Here is a 20,718-nt window from a genome sequence, read left to right on the forward strand (position 1 = left end):
TTTCTTGACAAGCTCTTTTGACCACCCTTATTAGCCCCTCTGTGGCCAGCCCGTCTCCATTAGCGACCAACCCTGAATTGGGGCTTACTTCCGTCGAAGCCAAGAAACGGCTTTTGGAGTTCGGGCCTAATATCTTGGTGCCAAAGTCCCGCTTTGCCGCCCTGGGGCGCTGGGTAAAAACACTGTCCGATCCGATGATTCTGCTTCTGCTTTTGGCCGCGCTGGTTTATTTCCTCCTTGGGGAGGAGCGTGACGGATGGGTTTTGGTCGGTTCCATTATTCCGATTCTTTTGGTTGATTTGGCCTTGGAGGCCCGCTCCAGCCGGGCGTTAAAAAAAATTCGCGAACTGACCGCGCCGACCGCCCATGTGATTCGGGACGGCGTTGAAACAGTTGTGCCGTCCGAAACGCTGGTACTCGGGGATGTTTTGGTTCTTAAAGAAGGGGACATTTTACCGGGGGACGGAACTCTCGTTGAAGCCAACAACATTGAGATGGACGAAGCGCCTTTGACGGGGGAGTCGGTTCCCGTGCCAAAAGACACGTCCGGAGGGGAGTCCTCGGGCGTCTGGGCTGGAACGGCCGTCTTGACCGGGCAGGGGAAGGTCATTGTTACGGCTACGGGGAAAAGAACGCGCTACGGGCAAATCGGCCATCTGTTGGTCGAAATCAAGGAGGAGCGCACCCCCCTGCAGAAAAAAATCGACCGGCTGGTAATGCGGCTTTTGGTTTGGGCGATTTTCGTCTGCTTTTTGGTCTTCATTATTGAATTTTACCGGGGTTCCGGATGGGGAAAGTCGTTTCTTTCCGCCGTCAGTTTGGCCATCGCCGCCGTGCCGGAGGAATTTCCGGTCGTATTCACCCTTTATTTGACGATGGGGGTTTTCCGTCTGTCGCGCAAAAAGGCCTTGATCCGCCGGATGGTTGGCGTTGAGACCTTGGGGGCGACGACGGTCATCTGCGCCGACAAGACCGGAACCTTGACCGAGGGGAAGCTGACGGTGGCGGAACATCCGGAAGGGGAAAATGATCTTCTCTTCTGGCAAACCATTGTAATGGCCTGCGAACCGAACCCGACCGATCAACTGGAAAAAGAGCTGGTGAGCCATGCACGGGAGCACGGTGTCGAACCGGGGAAAATCTTTGCTGAGTGGAAACTGGTGCAGGACTATCCGTTTGATTTGAAAGGGAAATACATGTCCCATGTCTGGAAAAATTCTTCGGGCGAGCTAGTGATTGCCGCCAAAGGCGCGGTGGAGGGAATTCTTTCCCGCTGCAAGGAAGGGGGCGCGGCGAGAAAAAGGCTGGAGGAAGAAAATGCAAAACTGGCCCAAGCGGGTATGCGGGTTATTGCCGTCGCTTTTGGCAAACTTCCATGCTTTGCGGAAAGCCGCGAGGACAATGAAAAAAATCTGGCTTGCCTCGGGGTGGTCGGTTTTTCCGACCCGCCCCGGCTCGAGGTGGCCCGCTCCATTGCGGAATGCCGCAACGCGGGGGTTCGGGTGGTGATGGTGACCGGCGACCATCCTTTGACCGCCCACCATATTGCCGAGGAAATCGGGCTGGAGCACGAGGACGACCAAATCGTCGCCGGCCCGGAGTTGGAAGCGGCCGGCGACGAGGAATTCGCCCGACGGGCCGCCCGCGCCAACATTTTTGCCCGCGTTTTTCCCCAGCACAAGCACCGCTTGGTGGAGGTGTTGAAAAAAAAGGGGGAAATCGTGGCGATGACCGGGGACGGGATCAACGATGCGTTGGCCTTGAAAGAGGCGCATATCGGAATTGCAATGGGAGTGCGCGGCACGGAGGTGGCCCGCGAGGCGGCGACGATGGTGCTTTTGGACGACAATTTCCAAACCATCGTCGAAGCGGTAAAAGAGGGACGGCAGATTTTTTCCAAAATCGAAAAGGCGTTCCGCTACCTCATCACTTTTCATACCCCCATCATTTTTCTGGCTGTGGCCGTTCCGTTACTCGGATTTCCGCTGTTGCTGCTCCCAGTGATTATCATCTGGCTGGAGCTGATTATGCACCCGACGGTGGCTTTGGTCTTTGAGGCCGACCGTGGGGACCCCGAAGCGATGAAAAAGCCGCCGCGCGATCCAGCCCGGCCGATTTTGCCGGCCGGGGAGCTAGCGGTCTCGGTTCTCACCGGCTTGTCCATCGGGCTGGCGATTTTGGGTCTCTTTTGGTACGAACTATCCTCCGGCACAATGGTTTCCGAAGCCCGGGCGATGGCGGTCGCCAGCTTGATCGTGGCGGAGATTTTCCTTGTGACCATCGAACTTTCGCGCAGGAATCTGGCGGACGCCTTGAAAAACCGTTTCTTCTGGGTTACGAGACTGTTGACCATCGGCGTGCTGTTATTCTTTCTTTACCTCCCCCCTATGGCCAAATCGATGCAGCTTGCTCCCATCGATTTTGCCGGATGGCTGAAAGTTTTGGCTGTCGCCCTATTCTCCACTTTTTTGATGGAAGGGGTTCTGTATTTTAGGCGCCTCAATAAGCGATAACAGAAAGGTTTGCATCAAACAAAGTTTAAGACGGGCCAAAAAAGGCGGTGCGGTTATGGATGGATTATTTTATTATCCGGTTTGAATGGAATCGGCCTTCCTGGAAATCATCATCATCGTTGTTTTGGTATTGGTGAACGGTTTTTTTGCCGCAGCGGAAATTTCCCTGGTCTCCGCCCGGCGTACGCGCCTGCGGTCCCTCGCCAACAAGGGGGAACCCAACGCCAAGCGGGTTTTGCAACTGCAAGAGGACCCGGGGAAGTTTTTAGCCACCGTCCAGGTGGCCATCACGCTGGTTGGAACGCTGGCGGGCGTTTTGGGGGGGGCCACCGTCGTCGAAGAGCTGGAAGCCCGGCTGGCCGCCCCCATTTCCGGGGTCACCAAAACGGTCGCCATCGGGCTGGTGGCCATGGCCATCTCCTTTCTTTCCCTTCTATTTGGGGAACTTTTGCCCAAAATGCTGGCGCTTCAGCACCCGGAGCGGCTGGCCTTGCAGGTGGCCCGGCCCGTGCAGTGGTTTTATCTCGCCGCTCTCCCGGCGGTCAAGCTCCTGACCGGCTCCTCCCGGTTTCTTTTGAATCTTTTGGGGTTTAAAGAGGAGGCCAAAGCGCCCCTCGTCACGGAGGAGGAGATCAAGCTTTTGGTTTCGGAAGGAAGCCGGTTGGGAATCTTTGAGAAAGTGGAAGAGATGCTCATCCATTCCGTTTTTCAATTTGCCGACACGCCGGTCAAAAAGGCGATGACCCCGCGTACGGACATCGTGGCCATCGAAATGGGGACGCCGCGGGAAAAACTTCTGCAGTTCGTGGCCGAGGAAGGGTATTCCCGCATCCCCGTTTACAAGGGGGATTTGGACCATATCGCGGGGATCATCCATACCAAGGATATCATTAATTTACTTTTAAACGCAGAACTTGTAATTTTGGAGGACATTCTGCGCCCCCCGTACTTCGTGCCGGAAACCAAGAAGGTGCGGGAGCTTTTGTCCGATTTCCAGCGGAAACAGGTACATATGGCTATCGTTTTGGACGAGTACGGCGGCACGGCCGGGCTCATCACGATGGAAGACATTATAGAAGAGATCGTGGGGGAGATTCAGGACGAATACGACGCCGAACGGGAGGAAGTAACGCAAATGGAGGAGGGACGTGCCGTTGTTTCGGCCCGCATTCGGCCGGAAAAGTTCAACGCCCTCTTCGGCGCTTCGTTGCCGACGGCGGAGTATGAAACGCTTGGGGGGTTTTTAATCGACCACCTGGGACGGATTCCCTCCGTGGAGGAAAAAATCTTTTTTGGCGGGTTCGATTTCATTGTCAAGGAAAAAAGGGGGCATCGGTTGCTGACGCTAAAGATAGAAAGGAAAGAATGATAACCAGGATATTGGAAGTGGTGGCCGGATGGGTCACCTCCGCCATTTCGGCCGGCGGGTATCCCATTGTCTGTTTGTTTATGGCCATTGAATCCGCCTGCATACCCCTCCCTTCTGAAATAATCATGCCCTTCGCCGGATTTTTGGTGCACGAGGGAAGATTTAATATTTGGGGCGCCACCATGGCGGGGGCAATCGGCAATCTCATCGGTTCGGTCATCACGTACTGGATTGGCTACTACGGCGGACGAACGGCGGTCATCAAATGGGGGAAGTACATCCTGTTCTCCGAGCGGGATTTAAACAATGCCGACCGGTTTTTTCAGCGCTACGGCTCGGCGGCGGCCTTTATTTCCCGGATGCTCCCCATCATCCGCACCTTCATTTCCCTTCCGGCCGGCATTTCCCGGATGAAATTCTGGCCCTTTGCCATCTTTTCCTTTCTCGGCGCCATCCCTTGGTGCTATGCTTTGACCTACATCGGCGTCAAGTTGGGGCAAAACTGGAGCACCATCGGCCAATATCTCCACAAATTTGATTACGTTGTGGCGGCCTTGATACTTTTGGGCATCGCTTGGTACTTACACCATCACTTGAAGCCGGTTTTGGCCAAGAAAAAGTAAGTTAACCGGCCGGGTTTGCGGGCGGGCCTTTTTTTCGATAGGCCCAAAGGGTGCCGAGGCCAATGATTAACAGAAGCACCGTCCAGAAAAGCCAGCCGGGCAGAAGGTCTTCCGGCACAGTTTTGCCCAGCACGGTCTGGGCGAAGCTGGCGTAGGTTTTCAAGAACAGCTTGACCGAAGTCCAGCCGACCACCACGTAGGCCACGTCTTCAAGCCGGGGATGTTTCTCCAAAACGGCGATGAAGAATCCGGCTGCCAGCCGGACGGCCAGAATCCCCAGAACCGCACCGGTGTAAATCACCCAAAGCTGGTTGGAGAGCGCCACCGCCACCAAAACGCCGTCAATGGCAAAAGCGATGTCGGTCAACTCCACCGCGACAACCGTTCGCCAGAAGCCGGGTTTTTTGGAGGGTTCGGCGGTGTGATGAAAGCCCCGTTTGCGGGCGAAGTGGTCGACGGCCAGATAGGCCAGATAAAAGGCACCAATGGCCTTCAAGTACCACAAGGTCATTATCTGCCGGACGATTAGCAGGCTTAAAAAGCGAAAGACGAAAGCCCCGGCAATGCCGTAGAGCAGCGCTTTTTTCTGCAGAGGTTTGTCCAAGTGTCTGACCAGAATCGCCAGAATCAGGGCATTGTCGGCGGAGAGCAACCCCTCGAGCCCGACCAGCGTGAATATGGTGAGGATGTTCTCAAGCATCGCGGGGTTTTTTATATCACTTTGGTTTCAACTTGTCAAATGGTGAACCGGTCTTAAATAGAGGAAAATGCCTCACTACGGAGCAGATACATCAAAATTCCGCCGGAGACGGCGGCGTTTAAGCTTTCCGCTTCCCCGGAAAGGGAAATCTTTACAACACCGTCCGCATTGAACAGCAAGGTCCGGGAAACGCCGGAAGCTTCGCTGCCGATGACCAGGGCATTTTTTGCGGAAGCTGGATTGATCAACCTCCGACATTCTTCCGGTGAAATGCCGGAGTGTGAATCGGCCGCCCAGATTTTGAAAGCATGCTTTTTAAGCATGCCGACCGCTTCTTCGGGGATGACTTGCTCGGCAATTTTTAGATGAAAGAGGGCACCGGCGGTGGAGCGCACCACTTTGGGAGAAAAAAGCTCGGCTGTTCCCTTCAAGAGTATCACGCCATTCCAACCGAACGCATATGCCGTGCGCAGAAGAGTCCCGACGTTGCCCGGATCGCGGAGGTTATCCAAAACCAGAACCCGCTTTTCGGCCGCCACTTGTTCGATGGTATAGATTTTCTTTTCGACCAGGGCCAGCATGCCGGAGGGAGTTTCTGTGTCGGTCAATTCAGCCAGTTTTTTTGGAGACAGTTCTTCCACTTCAAGTATGCTCTCGAAAGGAATAAGGGAGCGGACCTTATGAACGTATGGCGGCGTGGCAAAAATGCTTAGGACGTTCCAGTCGCTCTTCAAAAGCTCCGTCAGAGCCCGTTCCCCTTCCACGGCGAAAAAATCTTGTTTTTGCCGGGTTTTTTTGAAAAAAGACCGTCGGAGCGTTTTTTCCTGTCTGCGTGTTGGCACGGCGGGAATATATACGCTTTTTGGTGAAGGGCGGGCTTTCCCGTGCTCCGGTTTTGCTCAAGATCGCCGGCTGGCAGCCGTTGGGGGTTCAGAATCAACGCCTGACAAGCTTTTCTTTAAATGAAAAACCGATTAATTTAGTACCGGTATGGTTTGGAGTATCCATCGGTCCGCTCTGCTTGCTTTTCTGCTCTGTTCCCCGGCATTTGCGGCATCATTCAGTTATGACCGGCGGGTGGGGACGGACAACTTTCGCGAGGTTCTGAAAAACCAGACCAAGCGGCCCAAAATCGGGTTGGCTCTTTCGGGAGGCGGAGCGCGCGGTTTCGCTCAAATCGGAGTTTTACAGGCACTGGAAGAAATGGGTATTCAAGTGGATGCCATTGCCGGAACTTCCATTGGCGGAGTTATCGGAGGGCTTTACGCCTGCGGCTACGGCCCCGAAGAATTGAAACGAATTGTAATGGGAATCGATTGGGGTGAGCTTTTCCGCGACCGACCCCGGCGCAGCACCCTTTTTTCCACCCAGAAGGAGGGGAATGAAAGTCATTTTCTATCCATCCGGTTTGAGGGATTGAAGCCGGATATTCCGCTGGCAATTACCTCCGGGCAGAAAGTATCCAACCTTTTCACCAACCTCACAGCCTCCGCCAATCTGCAGGCCGAATTTGACTTCGACCGGCTGTTGGTTCGTTTCCGTACGGTGGCGGTGGATTTGGTATCCGGAGAGCCGGTGATTTTTTACTCCGGCGATTTGGCCGAAGCCCTGCGGGCCACCTTGGGGGCGCCGTTGGCCTTCTCGCCGCTGGAGAAGGGAGACAAGCTTTTGGTGGACGGAGGGCTTTTGATGCCGGTTCCCGTGGAGCCGGTGCGTCAGATGGGGGTCGATGCGGTCATTGCGGTGAACACGACGGCGTCCTTGGACCCGGCCGAGGAGTTGACCACCGCGCTGGATGTCGCCAGCCAGGCGACCACCATCATGACCTTGGATAAAAAACAGGCCGCTTTGGATGCTGCCGATCTGGTTATCTCTCCCCAGTTGAACGACTACCGGTGGATGGACTTCCCCAAGGCCGCCCAGCTTTTCGAAATCGGATACCGCGCCGCGATGGAAAGGAAAGAAGAGATTTTGAAACTGGCGGCAGCTTCCAGCCCGGCGGGAACTCCCCCCCTCCATGTGGACAGCGTCGAAACGCCCGAAGAATTAAAGGAGGCTTTCCCCGTCGCAGCGGAGAAAACCGTCTTCATTCATCCCCTGACTGGATGGCTGGATTCTCTTCTGGCAACCGGTCATTATGAACGTCTTACGGCGACGTATGATTCCTCCAGAAGTTTGTTGAGCGTGCAGACCTACGAACCTGCGGTCATAAACGAAATCATATTCAGCGGGAATACGGTTTTCCCCGACTCCGCGCTCCGCAGAGCGGCCGGTCTGTCTTTGGGCAGCCGGCTGGATTACCGCCAGTTGGCGGAGGCGTGCCGAAAACTGGATGAGCAATACCGGTTGCGTGGCTACAACCTTTTGGAGCCCCCCCAGCCCACGTGGGACGGTTCGAGCGGGCGGCTGGTTTTCAAAATCCGGGAAGCAAAAATTGAGCGGGTCACACTTGAGGGAAACCGGCGGACGAAAAGTTGGGTGGTGATGCAGAATTTTCCCCTGCGGGGCGGGATGCTCTTCAGCCCGGAGAAGGTGTCGCGAGGGGTGACGGATGTTTATGCCACGGGGCTTTTCGAGCGGGTCTCGGCTCTCTTAGAGCCGGGGAAAGAGGGCCCCTCTTTGAAACTTTTGTTGAAGGAAAAAAATTACGAGCAGCTTCGGCTGGGGGCGCATTACCAGTCCGACTGGGAGTCGGAGGGATTCGTCGATTTTCTGGACGGCAATTTATTCGGCACCGGCACGGAGTTCAAAACCCGCCTGCAGTACGGCGTGCGGCGCCAACTGTATGAAGCGGCCTTCAAAACCGACCGGATTTTCAAAACCTACCTGACCTCCCGGCTCGGAATTTTTCTCTACCGGGAACGCTGGCGCAGTTATTCCGATTTCGAGAATTTTCAGCCGTACCGGGAGCGGCGCTGGGGCGGTTTTTGGTCGTTGGGGCAGCAGATTTATCGGCTGGGAGTCGTTTCCGCCGAACTGCGGGCGGAAAACTTTGTTTACGGGAACGAAACGTATAACGGCCAGCTCTACAAACACCGCTCCCTGTCGCTCCGATCGGTCGTGGATACGCGGGATAAAAACCCCTTCCCAAACCGGGGGGCCTACAACGTGGTTTCGCTATCCGTCGCTTCCAAGGCATTGGGGGGGAACTTGAACTACCGGAAGGCCGGCGCCTTTATTTCCCATTTTCTTCCGGTCGGCCGGAGTCTGGTTTTTGAACCGCAGATAAACGCCGGGCTTACTTCCGGAGATCTGCCGGAACCGGAGCTTTTCCGGCAGGGAGGAAAGGATTTTTTTGCCGGCAGCCCGAAAAAAGGGTTTTTCGGCCGGCAGTTTTTGGTCGTGGGTGCCGGGTTCCGGGCCAAGCTGTGGGGACGGCTTCATCCCTCCATCCGTTGGGATCTGGAAAAGCGCTGGATTCAGGCGGAGGAGTTCAACCTTCAGGATTTCTTTTACGGGATTTTGGGAGAATTGGAAGTGGACACTCCCATCGGGCCCGCCGGGGTGGGTTGGGCGCACTCCAATTTGGACGGCAAGCGGTTTTATTTTTCGGTCGGCTACGATTTTTGAGCACCCGCCTGATTTTTGCCGGGGTAAGAGAAGTAATTGACGACAAGGATACCGACCAGAACAAGAATCGAACCGGCCGCCAGCCGTCCCGTTATCGGCTCGTTTAAGATCAAGTTTCCCCCCACTAGTGCGACGAGTGGGGTTACAAAGGCGATTAACGAAAGCTTGGTCGCCTCGGTTTTCTTCAGCGCCCAGAAATAAAGACTGAAGGCGAGCGCCGATCCAAAAACGGACAGGTACAGAAGCGTACCGACCGCCTTGCGCGTCAAGTGAAAATCCTGCCAGCTTTCGGTAGCCGTTCCCAACCCGAGAAGCAAAACGGCCCCCAAGCTCATTTGCACAGCGGTCGCCAGCATCGGGTCGATATCATGCAGGTCCCGTTTGACCAGAATATTGGCATAAGCGGCCGAGAGGCTGGAGCCCAACAGGGCCAGCATCCCCAAGTAACTGTCCGGCCCGAAGGACAACCCTCCGTGGAAAACCAAAACGATGCCGAGAAAACCGCAGGAGAGGCCGGTTAGTTTAACGAGAGTCATCTTTTCGCCGGGAAGCAGGTAGTGGGCAAAAAGGGCAACCAGAAAAGGGAGGGAGGCGAAGAGAATGGCGGCCAGTCCGGCGCCGATGTATTGTTCACCCCAATATACAAGCGCGTAGTTAACGCCGTAAATAAAAAAGCCGGGTACCAAAATTGTGCGAATTTCCGGCCATTTTCGAGGAAGGGACAGACGGCGCCAGAAAACCACCGGCCAGAGAAGGGCGCAAGCCAGGACAAAGCGGACGCCGGCGGAGAGAAGAGGAGGGAGATCTTCCAAACCGATTTTAATGGCAACCCAAGTCAGTCCCCAAATAATACACATCAAAACGATCGCCAGGAAGGTCATTGACTTTTGGTTTGCACTTCGTTCATCTATTTAGCAAAGGTAAATGGGTCAAAGCATAAAAAGCCGCCCGTTCCTTGCGGTTAAGGACTACCTGGATGGGAGGTCCTGCGGAAGTTGCGGCGTGGTGCCGAACTGGGAAAGAATCTGCCGGGCGAACGGATCATCGGCATGGTTTTCAAGCCATTCCCGGGCCAGTTTAAGCAATAAATCGGTGCGGCCGTCCGCCAGGCAGTACTGAACGTAGGTGCGGAAAACGAAATCCTCGGCCCGGTGGATCTCCCAAGCGGCCTGGATGGCCCGGTAGGCCTGTTCCTTGTTTCCCTCCAAGTGATACAGGTTGGACAAAAACATCCACCAGACCGGGTTTTCGGCCGAGCGCCGCACGGCTTTTTCCAAGTGCCGCCGCGAACGTTCCACCACCTCTTTGGCCTTGTCCGCCTCCCCTCTGGATTTGTAGTAATCGTGCAGCAAAGCCACGGTGCGGGGGTAGAACGGAAATTCCGCGACCGCGCGCTCCAGGTGGGCAAGGGCCTTTGCCGTATCGTTTTTCTTCAGATACCATTCGTACAGTTCGAGGGCGATCTCCGGATAGACAATCATCATCCCCGCCTCGTTGTCATCCAAGGTTACATCCGGATTGTTAAAGTTTCGGAACCGAAAGCGTTCCCACAAGAGATACTCGGTTTGCGCCACGTCAAAACGCTCCTCTTTTCGCTCCGGGAGAAGGCGCAGGACCATGGCCTCGGTTTCCAGGTTGGCATCCAACCCCACACGGGCGGATGCGGGCACCGTGCGGGAAAAAAAGAGGGGAAATTTGAAGTTGTTGGAGATGGCAATGTCCTCCACCATGAAGTCCTGCACCCGCAAGAGCTGGTTCTCCAGCTGCACCGGCATCAAATAGTGGGAAACCCCGCGGCGCCGGTCGTAATAGGGATACTCGGGCCGGGGAAAGGTTTGGGCCATGCCGGGGAGGGGGAGATCTTTCATCGCTATCTGGCTGTCTGCCAGCGAAAGCGGCACCCCCATATGATTTTTCAACTGCAGTATGTACCAGTCCGTGTTCAACAGGCTCAAGTTGATATTTCGGATGTCCTTGCGAAAGCCGAAGGCTTCCTGCAAAGCCCACAGCGGAAAGGTGTCGTTGTCCCCGTTAGTGAACAGAAGTGCGTCCTTGTCGCAGGAATCCAGGAGGTTGTAAGCATAGTCGTAGGGGAGGAAATTGCCTTCGCGGGAATTGCGGACGTAGTTGGCCTTCACGGCCAGGGCGGGAATAGCGACCGCAGCCAGGATCACCAGAACGGCGAGGGCTTGTTGAAGCGGCGGTCTCACTTTCCGACGGACTTCCTCCGAAGAAAGGAGCATCCCTAAGCAGCCCAGCCCGATGCCTACGGCCAGCGAGAAGACGACGAAACCGGGGGTCCAGAAGTAATCCCGGTCGCGCACCTCCAGCCCGGCTTCGCCGTAGGCGTCCATTTTGGTGCCATCGGCAAAATTCATGTAAAACACCAGGCCGACCGTGCCCGCCAGCGCAATGGCCAAAAGCAAAAGAGCGGTTTTTTTGTCCCGCCGGAGAGGGAAGAAAAGCCCTGCCAGGCCGATTAAAAACACCGGTACAAAGGCCCATCCCCCTTTGCCGTACTGCGTTTCAAAGAATCCCCAAAATCCCATTCTTGGGTAGGTGCCGAACTGGTTTTCCAGCTTTCCCCGGCGGCTTAAGGCCCGGGTCAGCATGTTCTCCTGTCCATACTGCTTGCGCTCCAGAAATCCCTTGAAGCGCTCCCAGGTTTCCGGATTGTTTTCGTCAATCGGCGGGTTTTGCAGGGAGCGGATCGGTATATAGAGCTGGGACGAAAAACCGAGGAGTCCGAACGTGCAAAGCAGAAAGGCGAGGCGCCAGGGAGCGGTTTTGCGTCCGTATAGGAAGTAGCCCCCTCCGCTGATTACCAGCGTCAAACCTACGGCAACCAGAAACGGTTCAACAACGGCCAGAATAATCAAAAGGGAACCGCCCGCGGCCCAGAACCGTAAATCGGCTCGCTTTTCGGGGTCAGCCCAGAGGACAAAAAGGAATATAAGAGGCATCACCAAAAAGGTGGTCATGTGCACGGCCACGGATAGAAGCCCGAGGTAGTAAATCAAAATCAAATAGCGGTCGGGATGAAAGCTTTTTTCCGGTGCATCCAGACGCGTTTCATACCAACGGAGAGTCAGGTAAATCAAAAGCAACATCAAAAGCATCGAAAACCCGTACACCTCCGCTTCCACGGCGGAGGACCAAAAGGTGTTGGAGAAAAGCATGGTCAGGGCGCCGGAGACAGCGGCCAGATACTTCCAAAGCCGGTTTTGAACAGCCGGCCACCAAATCGTAAACAGCTTCAGAATGATGAAGTAGCCAACCACTCCGGTGAAGGCGGAGGTGAGGACTGAAATCAAATTGACCCGGTAACCAATATCGGCCCCCAGCGGTAACAGGGTGAAAATCCGACCAATCAACACATAGAGCGGGGCACCGGGTGGGTGCGGGATTCCCAGACAGGCGGAGGCGGCAATGAACTCCCCACAATCCCAGAAGGAGACCGTGGGGGCCACGGTCCGCCCGAAAAAGGCCAAACCGGAGGCCAAAACCAAAGCGGCAAGGCCCCGGCGAAGGTGTTTGTCGCTAAGCATGTTGCCTAATCTTTCCCGGATTTCAACCGATACATAGAAGGCAAAGGTTAGGGATGCCGAAATTGTTTGTCAAGGAATAATAAGGAGGGGGTTATGCTGGTCTGGTGCGCGGTTTTGTTCGTTCTGGGGGTTCTGGCTTTCATGGATTCGCTGTTCAACTACGGCGAGATTTTCCGGCAGGTCAACTCGGTGTTATTTATGCTTGTTTCACTCGGACTCTTAATCCGCACGACCACCAAAATCAAACTGCGGACGGTGGAAGGGTATATGGAGCGGATCAAGCAGCTGGAAGATGAACTGATGTCGCTGCGGCACAGCAGCCACAGCCACGGCAAGACCGGCCGGCGGGAAACGGTTTCGTCCTAACTTTTGGATTCCGGTCCTTTTGGGTTCTTTTCGGGAAACCGTTCCAAAAGCCGCCGCAGTTTACCCCGCACCATCTCGGCGTTTACGGCATCCGGATACTGCTCCAAGACCGCCTCGTAGCGGGACTTCGCCGCCTCCGGCCTTCGGGCCGCCTCCGCCAGTTCCCCTAATTTCTCCAGCGCCAAAGGAGCCTGCGGAGTTTTTGCGTAAGCGGTTTTAATCTTGACGAAAACGGATTCGGCTTCCGACGGCCGTTTCCGGTCAAGAAGATAGCTTCCCCAATTGTAGAAAGCTTCGGCTGCCAGCTCCGGGGCTGTTTGCTCGAGACCGGAGAGCTTGGTTGCGGCTTCGACTTCCTTAAACTGTGCCAGATCTTTCAGGAAGACGGCAAAAAGAGATAAGGGGGACTCCTTCGATTTCCCCCGGCTTTTCAACAGGGCCAGCCGGCGCAAAGCATCGTTGACCCGTTCGCCGCGAGGAAAGCCGTCCAAAAGCGCCGTGTATTTTTTTTCCGCTTCATCAAACTTTAGAAAATAGAAATCCCATTCGGCCTCCAGGAAGTGTATCTCCTCCCCCCAACGGGCGGTGCGGCCCGAGATTTGCATGAAAGCCTCCCGCGCTTCGTCAAACCGGTCCAAGGCGGCCAGCGCCCGGGCTTTCAAGACCACCGTCGGCTGGCGTAGCGCCGGGTGGGTCTCTGCCCCCCCCTTGGTCAAAAAGATTAAGGCGGACTCCGGCCTTGAAACGTAGTCCAGCATCAGTTGGGCCAGCTCAAAGTGGGCTTGAATTTTGTCCTCCGCTAAAGGGCTTGAGACGAGAATTTTCTGGTAGGTGGCGCGTGCGGCCGGGAATTGTCCGAGGGTAATTTGAGCGCGGGCCAATAGAAAATGCAACTGGGGCAGATCGGGGCTCTGCGGGTGGCTTTTTTCAAAAGCTGCGGCCAAAGCAGGCATTTTTTCGGGCAGCACGGCGCTTGTTTTACGGGCCAGCTCCAGAAGCAACGAACCGTCCCGGCTTCCCCGGCGGTCCGCTTCCGCAAAGGCGGCCAGTGCGGCATCGTAATTTCCGCGGCGCAGTTCCCATTCCCCCTTCAGCCGGTACTGCAGCGGGGAGGGTTTTTGGGCCAGTTGCCGGTCCAAAAAAGGACCCACATCGGGATCATCCGTGGGAAGATCGTTCATCAACGAGGTCAAACGGGGAAGAATGGAGGCGTTGGCCGGTTCGGCGTACTGCCAGTTCAAATACTCCTCAAGGGCTTCCCTCCAACGGCGAAGCGAACGGTACGTCTCGGCTAAGTGAGAGGAAAAAAGGGCCGGTCTCATAAGCGTTTTGCGGGCTGTTTGATAAATTTTGATGGCCTCCTCGGCATAACCGGCGGCAAGATACCGGTTGGCCACATCGGCGTAGGAAAGGGTATCCTTGGCCGTCAGTTCCAGGTAGGCCGTGGCTGCTTCAGCGGCCCGATCGCGGACCCCTTGGCGCAGAAACAACTCCAATTGGTCCAAACGGAGAGTTCTGTTCCTCGGCGACAGCACCAGCTGTTCGGCAATAAGTTTCTCCAGTTTGCCATACTCTTTCAGGCCGAGGTAGACGGAACGCAGAAGGCTGTACAAACGCGGGTTGGTTTTGTTATCCGGATAGAGCCGTTCGGCCAAAAGGGCGGCCCGCTCGAAATCACCGTTGAAAACAAACGTCTCCACGCGGGAGATTTGATCCTCCACGGCAGGCTGGGCCGAAACGAAAAGGGGGAAGAGCAAAAGAAAAACGACTAACCCCGTCTTATTTTTTCTCAAAACGGTTCCCTATTTTTCCGGGACTGGAAAATTGTTGGTCTTCAGCGCTTCAAAGTAGTTCCGCACGGCTTCCTGATACTCGGGAGGATGGGGCTCGTCCAAAAACTTTTTCAGAAGCGCTTCCATATCAGCTGCGCGGCTTCCCGTCTCCTTCGGCAAATTCTCGGGGGAGAGGTGGAAGATGTCAACCGCTTTCTGGGCTTCACGCCGGTCATCCTCCCGTTGCGTCTGCAGAGAACGCTGGAAATCGAGCATCCGGTTCAAGACCTGGGCCTGGCGGCGGAGCACCCCCTCCGACGGCCCGCGCTCCATCTCCTGCACCAACTTGTCAAACTCGGTGGACAGCTCATCCAGCCGGCCCAACACGTTTTTTCGGTCCTGAAACTGCCGTTTCAACTCGTCAAAATCCCGTTGGATTTCATGTTCCTGGGCCCGTAGCCGGCCGTAGGCCCCCAGTTCCTCCGGCGAAAGGGTGGGGCGTTCTCCCCTTCCCTCCATCAACTTCTGCGATTCGGAATTGATCCCCCCTTGTTTATCGCACATCCCCTGCATTTTCTGCATCATTTCCTTCATCCCCGAGCCGCTCTGCCCTCCTTGGCATTGTTTCATCGATTCCACCATTTCCCGGGCTGCCTTGTTCAACTGGTAGTACGCTTCCTTCTGGTTCTGGATGGCCCCTAAGGGGTTGCGACTGTTCAGATTGCGCACGGCCTGGTTCATGCTGTTGGTGCACTGCCCGGTCGGGCTGTTTCGTTCCGGGGCGACAAACGTTGTTTTCTGGGCCAGCTTCTCAATTTCGGCGGAGAGTTTTTCGGTCTGCTCGGCCAGTTCCTTTTGCTCCTGGGCCGCCTGGGCGTAGTCGGCTCCGTCCTGCCGTGAAAGCTCGTCCATCTTTTTGGCCAGGTCTTCCTGTTTTTCGGAGAGGGTCAACAAATCGTTCAAGCGCCGGTTCATTTCCGCCAGCATTTGTTCTTTTTCGGACTGGTCCATCTGTTCCTTGGCGGATTGCATATCGGCCAGCATTTTCTCCAGCCGCTCTTGGGCCTCCTGGCCGGACTCCTGTCCCGATTTTCTCTGATTCGACTCGAAATTCCTTTGGGTTTCCGCCATTTTCTCCCGGGCGCCTGACCGGGAGGGGGAGCCGGTCAACTTATCGGAAGCGGCCGGGTCGAACATCGGTTTCTGGGCCAGTTCTCTTTTCAACTCGTCGGCTTGTTTTTCAAGCTTTTCTAACTCTTGCCTCGCCCTTTTTTCCTTCTCCGCCAGCTCGGAAAGGGATTTTTTGGAATCGCCGGAGGCCTCCTTGTTGATACCCTTCTGTTCCTCCAGAATTCTTTCCGCCTGCTTCAACAAAGCATCCATCTTTTGTTCCAAAGCCATCCGTTTAAGCAGTTCGATGGAGCGTTCCAGATTTTTCAAAATCTGCTCTTGGGTTAAATTCAATTCGTCCAGGGCTCGCTGCAAAAGTTCCGGATCCAGCTTGCTCAAGGCCTCGTTCAACTTTTTCATCTGCTCTTTCATTTCCGGCGTGGCGACTTTTTCCCAAAGCTCCGCCAGTTCCTGCATCTTTTGGGCCAGCTCCCGGTTCACGAGCCGGTTCTCCTCCATTTTTTGCAGGTTTTCCTCAAAGGATTTCTGCATCTCCGCCAGCCGGGCCTCCACGGCCGATTGGCTTTTCGCCAGCTCCTCCAGTTGTTTTTTGGTTTCCCAGTCCAGCTTCCCGGACTGCAAAAGCTCCTTCGACTTTTGTTTAAACTTTTCCAAAATTTCCTTCTGCTGGGCGGCGGCCTGTTCCAGCCTGCTTAGATTCTCCTCCGTTCCTTGGGCCGCTTCGGCGATCATTTCATCCAGGCTCGGCAGCCGGAAGTGGTAGGTCCGGCTTTGGGTTTTCTTTGGACCGGCGACGGCGTCGTTATCGGCGACCTCGGCGTAATAGCGAACGACATCCCCGGGGTTTAACCGCAACCCGGAGAGGTCCCAGCCGTAAGCCAAAACCAGGCTGTTTTCTTTTGGTTGATTCAACGGCAAGTTCAAGATCTTTTTCCGCTCCGGGGTCCGCTCGGATGCGATGGTGAAATGAAGGTGGAGCGAAGAAAATCCGAAATCGTCTTTGGCATCAATTTCCAGCGTTTCGAACAACTGTTCGGTCAAGTCCCGGTCTGCTCCCGGGCGGGTGATTTCCACTTGGGGGGACTCATCGGCAATGAGGCGGATTTCGTACTCAATCGGGTCGATGTTGACATTCCCATTCTGGTCGGTCACCAACACTTTGTAGTGCCCGGAGCGGGCAAGTGAAAATTCAACAACTCCCCTTCTCCCGTCCACTTGGGCGGGAACGATTTTGCTGTCGTCGAAAATCAGCTTGGCCTCGGAAAGCGGCTTTTGGGCTTCGAAATTTAAAGTCACCCGACTGCCGCCGAGGGCGGCAATGTTGCCGTCGTTGTCGGCCCCTTCCCGCACGGGCAGGCCGGTGTAAGCAGGGGATACAACACGGGCGCGCAGGTGGGTCAGGTAGGGAACATCCACTACTTCGACTCCGTAAGTTTGGGTCTTCGTGCGGCTGGAGGCAAAATAAAACTCGATGTCCCGGCGCAATTCCTTGAAAACATAACCTGCACTGGCCGACTCGGGCACTGCAGGATTCAAACTCCCTTTGACCCTTTCCAGTTTCAATGTCACCGGGTGCCAAGCCCCCCCCTCGTAGCGGTAGTGAAGCGTGCCTTTCTTGGGCAGATTTTTGCCAACGGCCGTCAGCTTGACTTCAAGGTCTTTCATTTTGGCTACCTTGCCCCCTTCCGGGAAGGCGAAGAGCCGGTAAGGGAGAACTTCCTCCACGGAAGAGAACGGGTTGGCCAAGGCCATCATGGTCAATTTGAAAACCGGCCAGGAAATCAGCGAAAGCAAGGCGGTAATGCCGATGGAAAGTAACGCCACGCGGACGGCCTTCCTTAAGGGACGGCGGTCGGCGAGGCAGGTGAAATCCTTGTTTTTTGCTTTTTGATACGCCTCTCCGATGACCGCTTCCACCAGTTGGGGTGAAAATCCCTTCGGGTCGCCCACGTACGGCGCCAATTCAAACGCGGAAATCAACCGGTCTTCCAGCTCTGGAAAGCCGTTTTCAGCCTTTTTGGCAAGCGAAGTTGAAGTGGGCTTTCGTACGGCCGGAAAAACCATGAATCTTGCCGCCAGTAAAATGGTTCCGAAGGTGCCCACTGAGAAAAGCAGCTTGGCCCAGCCGGTGGTGGTGAAGACCAAAGAGAGAAGGAAGCCAAGAGTCAGAAGAGAAGTCCAAAGTACGGCCAACAGCAGGACACCCCGAAAAATGGAGATGTTTCGCTCCTTCTTATACAAGGCCCAAAGCCTTGCAGCCAGTTCGGATAGATAGCGTTCGCTCATTTAGCTATCCCTCCGGTTTTCCCTCCCCCTGTCATCGCATAAATTACGATGTTTGTGCCCATTTTCAAGGCCGCCTCCCGCTTATCGGGAGAATCGTTGTACACTGCCGCATCTTCCCATCCATCTCCAATATCGGCCTCGTGGGCGTAAAAAACGACCAGCCGCTTTTTGTAGAAAAGGCCATATCCTTTGGGCGGTTTGCCATCGTGCTGATGGACTTTGGGTGGCCCGTCTGGAAGTTGGTAGAAGCAATGATAAACAGGGTGGGAGAATGGTATTTCCACCAGTTCTTCTTCCGGAAAAACCTTTTTCATCTCCCGCCGGAAGGATTTATCCAGTCCGTAGGAATCGTTGGCCAGCAAGAACCCGCCCCTGGTCAAAAAAGTGCGTAACCGCCGCACCTCCTCATCCGTGAACCGGATGTTGCCGTGGCCGGTCATGTACAGAAAGGGATAGGAAAAGAAATTGTCATCGGAAATCGAAACGCGGGCCTCGTCCACCGTAGCCGGGATGCCTGTATTCTGCCGAATATGATTTAACAGATTGGGCAGGGCGGAAGGCCCCCAATACCAGTCGCCGCCTCCGCCGTACTTCAATCGTGCTATGGTAAACTGATTTTGAGTTTGCTGGGAAAAGACAAGCAGGGGAATAAGCAAAACGGCTGAAATAATTGCCAAACCAAGCCACCTTTTCCCTTTTGCCATCATACAGTTATACCAAATATAGCTGAATTTGTTTGGAAATTACGCCGTAATTAATTAAGAGGTGCCTTGGCAAACTCAACCGCCGGATGGAAAATCGGCTTTGGAGAAAAACAGTTCAGCCGTTATACGAGGTTAATAATCCGCTGTTGGAGCTACTTAAACCGCTTGGGAGAGCGGTTTTCCCATTCCAACATTATTCCGCTGGAAAGGAAAATGGAGGAATAGGTGCCAACCAGCACGCCCAAAAACATCGCCAGCGCAAAGTCGCGAATCACGCTGCTGCCGAAGATGTAGAGAACGACCAGCGTGATTAAAACCCCCGTCGAGGTAATGAAGGTGCGGGAGAGAACTTCGTTAATGGAGGTGTTCAGAAGCGTCTCAAATTCCCCCTTTTTGCGGTATAGTTTCAGGTTTTCCCGGACCCGATCAAAAACCACCACCTTGTCGCTCAAGGAATAGCCGGCCACCGTTAAAAGGGCGGTGACGATTAAAAGGGTGATTTCTTTGTTGAGCAGAAAAACTATGCCCAAAACGGCCAGAACGTCGTGAAAAGTGCCTATGGTGGCCGTCACTCCGACGCGGAAATCAAACCGCACCCAAATGTAAATCAGAATCCCGATCATGGAATACAGCACCGCCATCGAGGCCTGTTTGCGCAAAAGTTTTCCGATGGCCGGGCCAACCTCGTGGCTGGAGTCCAGGTGAAAGGCATTGTCCGGGAATGCACTCGCAAGGGCACTCAAAAGCAGTGAATCGACTTCCCCCAATTCGGTGACGGTTCCCTTGACGCGGATGCTGTAGGAGTTCGGCTTTATGTGGCCCACCAATTCCTGTATTTCCGCATCGCCGTGCCCGGTTGCCGTAAGCGCTTCCCGTACGGCGGCCACGGTAACGGGCTTTTCAAAGTTTCCCTGAATCATTGTGCCGCCCGAAAAATCGAGCCCCATGTTGGCACGGCCGATCATAATGGCAACAAAAGCCGCCAGTCCCAGGAGAATGAAAAGACCGGAGAGGCCGAATGCCAGCTTGCGGCGGCCGGTGAAATTGATGTTTGTTTTGGGTATTATTTCGAACATGATCTTTTCAAATGCTCAGGGTCTGGTATTCTTTCCGGATTTCAAAAATGGCCCGGGTTACCAGAACCGCGGTGTACAGGCTGATAACGATCCCCCAAGATAGGGAAACGGCGAACCCCTTCACCGGCCCGGTGCCGAAGATGAACAGAATGAGCGCGGTTATCAGCGTGGTGACGTGCGAGTCGATGATGGTCAGCATCGCCCGTTTGTAGCCGGCATCGATGGCGGCCCGGACGGTTTTGCCGGCGCGCATCTCTTCCCGAATACGTTCAAAGATCAAAACGTTGGAATCGACCGACATCCCCATGGTCAGAATGATTCCGGCAATGCCGGGCAGAGTCAAGGTCAACCCCAGGGAGGCGAGGATGGCAACCAGAAAAACGAAATTCAAAAGCATCCCGACGCTGGCAATAAAACCGGAGGCCCGGTAATAAACGGACATGAACAAAAAGACCAGACTGATACCGATGATGGCCGAAAGTTTTCCCTTCTCGATAGAGTCGGCCCCGAGGGAGGGCCCGATCACGCTGGATTCAATGATTTTCACCGGCGCCGGCAGCGCGCCCGCGCGCAGAATGATAGCCAGATCATGGGCCTCTTCCATTGTGCCGCTCCCCATGGTGATTTGCCCGCGGTTGGTAATCTGCCCCTGGATGACGGGGGCGGAAACCACCTTGCCGTCCAGAATGATCGCCAGCGGCTTGCCAATATTGGCGCCGGTGAGCCGCCGGAAAATCCGGGCACCGTCCCGGTTCAACTCAAATTCCACAATCGGCCCGCCGGTTTGCGGATCCCGGTTTTCCCGGGCGAAGGTCAAATACTTGCCGGAGAGTTCAACCTGCTTTTTCACAAAGTACAGCCCGGCCAGCGGCCGTCCCCCGGTATTCTCGTTTTTCGAGGTCCAGAGCACTTCCACATCGGGGGGGATTTGGGCCTGGGTTTCCGGTTTGGCCAAAAGTTCACGCACCAAGGGGACTTCCTCCGGCTGGACCTGGAAGTAACCGCCGGCGGTTACGAGGTAGGTGGAAAACGGTTTTTCCGCCGGTTCCTCGGCGGCCGC

The 20,718-nt window shown here is 55.1% G+C and carries 14 protein-coding genes; 5 read left to right on the forward strand and 9 right to left on the reverse strand.

The annotated features are described in order from the left end of the window. The first annotated feature begins 17 nt into the window (after positions 1-17). The 3 genes from VNL73_00715 to VNL73_00725 all read left to right on the forward strand — a co-directional run bounded on the left by VNL73_00715 (position 18) and on the right by VNL73_00725 (position 4,505). The gene (locus tag VNL73_00715) at positions 18-2,513 is read left to right on the forward strand and encodes a cation-transporting P-type ATPase (protein HXF47931.1); all 2,496 of its coding nucleotides are present in this window, start codon (positions 18-20) and stop codon (positions 2,511-2,513) included. An 85-nt stretch (positions 2,514-2,598) separates the two neighbouring features. Continuing rightward, complete coding sequence (locus VNL73_00720) at positions 2,599-3,882, forward strand: hemolysin family protein (protein HXF47932.1); 1,284 nt, start codon at positions 2,599-2,601, stop codon at positions 3,880-3,882. Then, positions 3,879-4,505 (forward strand): DedA family protein, encoded by a 627-nt coding sequence (locus VNL73_00725; protein ID HXF47933.1) that lies wholly within the window; start codon positions 3,879-3,881, stop codon positions 4,503-4,505. Before VNL73_00720 ends, VNL73_00725 begins: the two co-directional genes overlap by 4 nt. Position 4,506: 1 nt before the next feature. Here the strand turns inward: VNL73_00725 and VNL73_00730 are convergent, their stop codons facing one another. Beyond that, the gene (locus VNL73_00730; protein ID HXF47934.1) at positions 4,507-5,205 is read right to left on the reverse strand and encodes a TerC family protein; all 699 of its coding nucleotides are present in this window, start codon (positions 5,203-5,205) and stop codon (positions 4,507-4,509) included. A 53-nt stretch (positions 5,206-5,258) separates the two neighbouring features. Further along, positions 5,259-6,047: an RNA methyltransferase gene (locus VNL73_00735; GenBank protein HXF47935.1), complete on the reverse strand. Its 789-nt coding sequence runs from the start codon at positions 6,045-6,047 to the stop codon at positions 5,259-5,261. 148 nt (positions 6,048-6,195) lie between these two features. On the opposite strand from VNL73_00735, the gene VNL73_00740 reads away from it, so the two are divergent. Next, complete coding sequence (locus VNL73_00740; GenBank protein HXF47936.1) at positions 6,196-8,775, forward strand: patatin-like phospholipase family protein; 2,580 nt, start codon at positions 6,196-6,198, stop codon at positions 8,773-8,775. Here VNL73_00740 and VNL73_00745 read toward each other — a convergent pair. Together VNL73_00745 and VNL73_00750 are read right to left on the reverse strand one after the other, a co-directional pair. Beyond that, positions 8,763-9,656, reverse strand: coding sequence for an EamA family transporter (locus tag VNL73_00745; GenBank protein HXF47937.1), 894 nt, complete (start codon positions 9,654-9,656; stop codon positions 8,763-8,765). The two genes, VNL73_00740 and VNL73_00745, sit on opposite strands and share 13 nt — an antisense overlap. A gap of 87 nt (positions 9,657-9,743) precedes the next feature. Then, a complete protein-coding gene (locus tag VNL73_00750; GenBank protein ID HXF47938.1) occupies positions 9,744-12,323 on the reverse strand; it encodes a DUF2723 domain-containing protein in 2,580 nt (859 codons plus the stop codon). Between the two features lie 93 nt (positions 12,324-12,416). Here VNL73_00750 and VNL73_00755 point away from each other — a divergent pair, with 93 nt between their 5' ends. Beyond that, positions 12,417-12,689: a hypothetical protein gene (locus tag VNL73_00755; protein HXF47939.1), complete on the forward strand. Its 273-nt coding sequence runs from the start codon at positions 12,417-12,419 to the stop codon at positions 12,687-12,689. Here the strand turns inward: VNL73_00755 and VNL73_00760 are convergent. From VNL73_00760 to secD, 5 genes are all read right to left on the reverse strand, one after another. Then, a complete protein-coding gene (locus tag VNL73_00760; protein HXF47940.1) occupies positions 12,686-14,482 on the reverse strand; it encodes a tetratricopeptide repeat protein in 1,797 nt (598 codons plus the stop codon). The genes VNL73_00755 and VNL73_00760 overlap by 4 nt on opposite strands. A gap of 9 nt (positions 14,483-14,491) precedes the next feature. Then, on the reverse strand, positions 14,492-17,878 hold the full coding sequence (locus VNL73_00765; GenBank protein ID HXF47941.1) for a DUF4175 family protein: 3,387 nt from the start codon (positions 17,876-17,878) through the stop codon (positions 14,492-14,494). Then, a complete protein-coding gene (locus VNL73_00770) occupies positions 17,875-18,555 on the reverse strand; it encodes a DUF4159 domain-containing protein (GenBank protein ID HXF47942.1) in 681 nt (226 codons plus the stop codon). The genes VNL73_00765 and VNL73_00770 overlap by 4 nt, the downstream gene beginning before the upstream one ends. 179 nt (positions 18,556-18,734) lie before the next feature. Further along, entirely contained in the window at positions 18,735-19,658 is a 924-nt protein-coding gene (secF, locus tag VNL73_00775) for a protein translocase subunit SecF (protein ID HXF47943.1), read from the reverse strand. Positions 19,659-19,665: 7 nt separating this feature from the next. Then, the coding region (gene secD / locus VNL73_00780; protein HXF47944.1) for a protein translocase subunit SecD at positions 19,666-20,718 on the reverse strand (1,053 nt) is incomplete at its 5' end.

This window comes from Verrucomicrobiia bacterium, assembly GCA_035574275.1.
In the GTDB taxonomy this organism is placed as follows: Bacteria; Zixibacteria; MSB-5A5; order DSPP01; family DSPP01; genus DSPP01.

Coding starts and splice junctions, on each gene's coding strand:
- secF (HXF47943.1), bottom strand. CDS start 19,658: ATGTTCGAAATAATACCCAAAACAAACATCAATTTCACCGGCCGCCGC.
- VNL73_00745 (HXF47937.1), bottom strand. CDS start 9,656: ATGACCTTCCTGGCGATCGTTTTGATGTGTATTATTTGGGGACTGACT.
- VNL73_00765 (HXF47941.1), bottom strand. CDS start 17,878: ATGAGCGAACGCTATCTATCCGAACTGGCTGCAAGGCTTTGGGCCTTG.
- VNL73_00725 (HXF47933.1), top strand. CDS start 3,879: ATGATAACCAGGATATTGGAAGTGGTGGCCGGATGGGTCACCTCCGCC.
- VNL73_00750 (HXF47938.1), bottom strand. CDS start 12,323: ATGCTTAGCGACAAACACCTTCGCCGGGGCCTTGCCGCTTTGGTTTTG.
- VNL73_00740 (HXF47936.1), top strand. CDS start 6,196: ATGGTTTGGAGTATCCATCGGTCCGCTCTGCTTGCTTTTCTGCTCTGT.
- VNL73_00720 (HXF47932.1), top strand. CDS start 2,599: ATGGAATCGGCCTTCCTGGAAATCATCATCATCGTTGTTTTGGTATTG.
- VNL73_00755 (HXF47939.1), top strand. CDS start 12,417: ATGCTGGTCTGGTGCGCGGTTTTGTTCGTTCTGGGGGTTCTGGCTTTC.
- VNL73_00730 (HXF47934.1), bottom strand. CDS start 5,205: ATGCTTGAGAACATCCTCACCATATTCACGCTGGTCGGGCTCGAGGGG.